Source organism: Candidatus Woesearchaeota archaeon (genome assembly GCA_030651135.1).
GTDB lineage: Archaea > Nanobdellota > Nanobdellia > Woesearchaeales > JACPBO01 > JACPBO01.
In genome coordinates this window covers 1-5082 of sequence record JAUSCS010000012.1, presented here as the reverse complement: position 1 = coordinate 5082, position 5082 = coordinate 1, and the positions used below count along the sequence as shown (strand labels likewise).

Sequence of the window (5082 nt, the reverse complement as noted above, 5' to 3'; positions counted from 1 at the left end):
CGCCAGTGGCGGACTTTGTCTTGCGCCAAAGCGCAGACTTTGTCTCGCCATAGGCGGACCTGAGATGCTCTTTAGGCGAGCATCATTCTTATGAGACTTTTGTTGTATCGGCGACAATGCCGGCGAACGACGGCGCTCATGGGTGCCTTGGGCGAAGATACGATGACTTGATAGCTTGGTGGCTGTTTTGCCAGTTCCACAATTGGGTTTTTGTTGGTGGCTCCAGCGATAGCCTGCGTGTTTTGCCTCATTAATCCCAACACATTCTTTGTTCGATCGTTCATCGCTTTTCTCCCAAGAATTGTTGTCCAATCCAATCGGACTCCTTCTTTCAAGCCATCTCCGAGATGACCTGAAAAAAAGAGGGGAATTATGATGCCTATTCCCCAGAGGCCTTTGTTTTGCTATGGATTTACCACCACAAAAGGATTTTTGATTTTGATCTGTTTCTTTTCGATTTTTTCAATTTCCTCTTGGATTTCCTCGGGGATTTTTACAATCACAAATCGCCAAGGAATTCTTCCATCGGAATAAACTGCGATGATGTTTTGTTCAAATGGATTTTCGATTTCGCGGTAAACAAACGCAAATCGTTCGCTTTCTTTCATTCGGCTGTAAGTACCATTAGGAAGATCGTCGCAGGAGATTGGATAGCCGTTGATATGCGGCTTATCAGCAGTCTTGACCTGCGAAATTTGGGTTTTGACAGCGTTATCAAAGACGGTCAGTTCGTTCAGCTCCTTTTCGGCAAGAAACCAAAAATTATTTGTTCCCGCCAGCAGTGCAAGTCCAATAAAGACCAAATGCACATTTCTGCCAGAGCTTTTGATGTTGTGTGCTCCTTTAAAAATCAATATCGCCCCAGAGAGAAAGCACACGCCACTTACAAAACTGATGTACAGAGCCATTGTGTCGTCCTTTCAATTTAGAGAAACCAACCGTGGTCAATCCGTTTCCATATCAATGGAAAATGGCAATTTTTAAGGTTCAACTCACTGCTCTTTTGTATCATATACATGAAACTATGTCAATCATTTAGATGTTTTAATAAAAAAGCGGGCTTATGGGAAGCCCGCATGAGACAAGGCGATGGTCGCGATGGTCCATAAAATAAGAACTACGGCAATTGTGCCAGCTGTTTTGGGAAACCGGCGACAAAAAGCAATAATCCCACTCAACGTAAGATCTACAAGGCCTTGCAGAATTCTGCTCAACATTCGCAAAAATTTCTGCAGAGTATTTCGAATCATGTTCTGTATGTTTCGAAATAACCACCGGTAAGGTCGACTGGCAAACTGCCATGGGTTATTAGTCACTCCGCCGATCATCAGTAGTATGCCAAAGATTCCTATGGCAATCGTCAAAACATCAGAAATAACTTCGTCCATTGTCCGCTCCTTTTTAAAGTTCTGTTCCTTTTTCAGAACACCATAAAGTATGATGGCCTGAATAAAAGAGGGGAAATTGTAAGGTTCAACTATACCTTAATTGTATCATATATATAAGACTATGTCAAGTGTTTCGGTATCTCTTTCTAATGCCTAACAATCAATGGGAATTATGTATAACTAAACACTAAAATGTAATAAGTGGATATTCACTATTGACACAGCAATTGGTTTTGGTAGAATTATAACTGAAGCAGTCAAAAGTCATTTTGATTTATTTAGTTAGTAGTTTTGCCAGCAGAGTATCGTCAATCAAAATAAAGAGCTTCTCATTTTGAGAGTCGGGCATCAAGAGCAAAAAACTTTTGATGCTTCAAAACAAAGTTGGTAAATAACTAAAAACTATTTATCTCTTGGTGTCCGACCTTCAAAGTGAGATTTTTTTTACAAAAAAACACCCCCGAAGCAGGGAGTATTATAGCGTTATTCTTTCTGGTTGAGTCTCAAAAAAACGGATAGGTTCGGTGAGATGTAAGCCGAAATACAAACCTATAAGTGTCTTTAGCTAAAGACTTCAACAAGCAATTGCTACGGAAGAAAGCGAGATAGTGCTTCCTGCTTCAGGGGTATCATTCTTTTATCTTATTTCCAAAAAGACTCTATGTCAATAGCGGGTGTTTAGTGTTATCAGGTACTTGACAACACCTCTTGAATAGATTAAGATGGATATAGATAAACAAATAACACAATTATGAAAACAACAATTTTTAAGAACGAAAAATCAGCAGAAAGGTTTTTCGCAAAACAACGCTGGGGCAAAGAGCCATTATGCCCTTATTGCAAAGGATTAAAGATATACAAAGTATCTGGTAATCAGCCCTACAAATGTGGGGACTGCAATAAAAAGTTTACTATAAAGACAGGCACAATTATGGAGGGTTCACATATCCCAGTAAACACTTGGCTTTTATGTATGTATCTTATGGGAACGGCTAAAAAAGGGGTGTCCTCTCTTGAAATGGCAGAGCTTCTAAAAGTCCAGCAAAGGACAGCGTGGTTTATGGCTCAAAGAATTAGAGAAGCGTGTTATGAATACGGAAAGTTAAAGGGTGAGGTTGAAATAGACGAAACTTATATTGGTGGCAAAGAAAAGAATAAGCACTATAATAAAAGAAATAAAAACGGCAGGGGTGCGGTCAATAAGATTGCCGTTGTCGGTATGAAAGAACGAAATGGCAGAGTGGTCGGCAAAGTCGTAGATACTACTGGCAGATACGAAATTCATAAAATCATAGAAGCTAACATTTCAAAAAAGTCCCAGCTTTTTACTGATGATTACAGCTCATATAAAGGTATTAGCAAAAAGGGATACGGACACGAAGTAGTCAATCACTCAAAAGGCGAATACATTAAAGGCAATGCAGGAACTAACAGCATTGAAAGTGTATGGGCTACTTTCAAGCGTGGAGTATATGGCACTTACCACCATTTGAGTAAAAAGCATTTGCAAAGGTATGTTAATGAGTTTGCTTTCAGATTATCAAATGGCAGTTCAATGGATTTTGTAGAGGCAGTTTGCAAAAATAAGCAACAGGGGTTAAAATATAGAAAACTAACAAGAAACTATGCGAAAACAAATTATAGAGCCACTAAACCTGCCGTTCGCAGAAGTGGTAAAAAGGGTAGCCAAATATACACGGCAAAAATCCAGTTTGCTCACACAGTTGCAGTTGCCTAAAAAGAAAAAGAAGAAAAGATAAAGATACCTTGTTGACAGGTGTCTTTTTTGTTAAGATTAGGTAATGTATAGAGTAGATAGAAACAATTTTTATAAAGAACAAAAAAAGGCAACTATTTTTACTCCTGATTATGTGAGTGAGTTTTTGTTTAATTTAGTTAGTCCTCATATTAAAAAAAATGGATTGATTGTTGACCCTTGCGTGGGTCAAGGTTCTTTATTAAAACCTTTTAAGAAAAATGGCTACAAGGTTTTAGGGATAGATATTGAAAATCAAGGTTTTCCAAAAACAAAAGTTAAAAACTATTTAGAAATTAAAAAAGACGAAATAAAAGGCAAGATTTCACTCGTAATTATGAATCCGCCATTCAATATTGATGGCAAGACAAAACAATATATCAAAGAAAATTACGGAGGTAGACCACTATTGCCAGAAGTATGGTTTGCAAAAGCAGTAGAGTTATTCGGACACGAAACTCCTATCGTAATGTTTACGCCTTATGGTTTCAGATTAAATCAATCAGACACAAGCAAAAGGTGGTTAAAGTTTATAAATAATGAGTATCCTGAAATAACAACGATTGTGTCGCTTCCAAAAGATGTGTTTGAAAATATCCTTTTTCATAGTGAGATTTTAATGTTTAATATACCTAAATTGAAAGGTCATTATTTTGTAGAAAGTAAATATGGCAACCAGCAAACAACTACGGGAAAACTCAAAACAGCACACGCCTAAAAACCTACAATCAAAGCAAGACGACAAAAATGTCGCACTGGCTATGGATAAGGTTGTTGCCTATCTCTATGAGAGATTAGGATTGACCGATAAGGGCTACGAACTTGATTATGTAAAAACTATCAAGTTAAGCGAACTGATAGCCATTATAAAATCTTACGAAAAAAGGTTTGAGTTTTCTAATCTTACAAAAGAGGATTCTTATATTAAGCCAGATGGCGGGATACTGCTTTTGAAGTCAAAAGAAAATAAAGATTTTAAGCGTATTGTGTTAGCAGTAGAAATGAAAAAACAAGGCACGAATGACTTGCGAGAAAAAGAAGGTAAACAGAAACAGGCACAGGGAAACGCCATTGAAAGATTGGGTAAAAACTTAATTGGTATCCGCTCAACTTTGCAATACGAGAAAATCACCCCTTTTATTTGTTTCGGTTGGGGTGTGGATTTCAGCCCCGACTCTTCAATTCTTGACCGAATTATTACAATGAATGAATTTTTTCCCTTGAATACGACTTATGTTTTTAAGAGAGAGGGCTTTTCACCAGTATCAATGTATTTTAGAGAAAAAAACTGGGAGGTAAATGAACTATACGAAATAATGAAAGAGGTAGCAGAAACAAGTATCCGAAATTATATTTTCTAATTTAGTGTTAAGATATACATAATTCCCCAATCAATATAATTGACTAATTTAAATTATCTGTTATAATTTGGATAGCACCTTTTCAAAAATGTCTTTTCTATGGAGAGAGAAAATGAAAACTTACACAACCGGCAAAGCTGCCAAAATTTGCGGGCTATCAATTAAAACAATCAGAAGATTATTTGACCAAGACCAAATAAATGGACACCAGGTTCAAAGCAGTTGTCAACGACGCACCGATAGGCGTATACCAGTAGATAGTCTGATTAAATTTATGAGACAACATAATATATCAATGGACAATCTTGTCGATGACAATATTGCCCAGAGAGAAATTTTGTACCATCAAATGGCAGATTTGAGAGCTTTGCTAGTAAAATCAAAAAAACGAAGCGGAGTCTTTTTTGGATTTAAGGGTTTGGCAGATTCTCTGTTGGAAGTTGTTAATAATCTGGATCCACTCGATAATACTTTTGGAATCAGCGAAGATAAAAAACGGGCAGTAATTTTAAAAAGAATGGCCGAAATCATAGAAAAGCATATCAAACTGCGTCATATTATAGCAGTTTCAAAAATC

Annotated in this window: 7 protein-coding genes; 4 read left to right on the top strand and 3 right to left on the bottom strand. The window is 37.1% G+C overall.

The genetic code is table 11. The annotated features are described in order from the left end of the window. The 3 genes from Q7J54_06430 to Q7J54_06420 form a co-directional block, all read right to left on the bottom strand. Window positions 1–312, bottom strand: a 312-nt coding sequence (locus tag Q7J54_06430; GenBank protein MDO8741180.1) for a hypothetical protein, incomplete at its 3' end; no start/stop codon positions are given. Window positions 313–404: 92 nt separating this feature from the next. Continuing rightward, window positions 405–908, bottom strand: coding sequence for a hypothetical protein (locus Q7J54_06425; GenBank protein ID MDO8741179.1), 504 nt, complete (start codon window positions 906–908; stop codon window positions 405–407). Between the two features lie 153 nt (window positions 909–1061). After that, window positions 1062–1388, bottom strand: a complete 327-nt coding sequence (locus Q7J54_06420) for a hypothetical protein (protein ID MDO8741178.1) — start codon at window positions 1386–1388, stop codon at window positions 1062–1064. A gap of 751 nt (window positions 1389–2139) precedes the next feature. Here Q7J54_06420 and Q7J54_06415 point away from each other — a divergent pair. The 4 genes from Q7J54_06415 to Q7J54_06400 form a co-directional block, all read left to right on the top strand. Continuing rightward, the gene (locus tag Q7J54_06415; protein ID MDO8741177.1) at window positions 2140–3126 is read left to right on the top strand and encodes an IS1595 family transposase; all 987 of its coding nucleotides are present in this window, start codon (window positions 2140–2142) and stop codon (window positions 3124–3126) included. Window positions 3127–3190: 64 nt separating this feature from the next. After that, a complete protein-coding gene (locus tag Q7J54_06410) occupies window positions 3191–3862 on the top strand; it encodes an SAM-dependent methyltransferase (GenBank protein MDO8741176.1) in 672 nt (223 codons plus the stop codon). Then, window positions 3813–4505, top strand: coding sequence for an EcoRI family type II restriction endonuclease (locus tag Q7J54_06405; protein ID MDO8741175.1), 693 nt, complete (start codon window positions 3813–3815; stop codon window positions 4503–4505). Before Q7J54_06410 ends, Q7J54_06405 begins: the two co-directional genes overlap by 50 nt. 112 nt (window positions 4506–4617) lie before the next feature. After that, the coding region (locus tag Q7J54_06400) for a helix-turn-helix domain-containing protein (protein ID MDO8741174.1) at window positions 4618–5082 on the top strand (465 nt) is incomplete at its 3' end.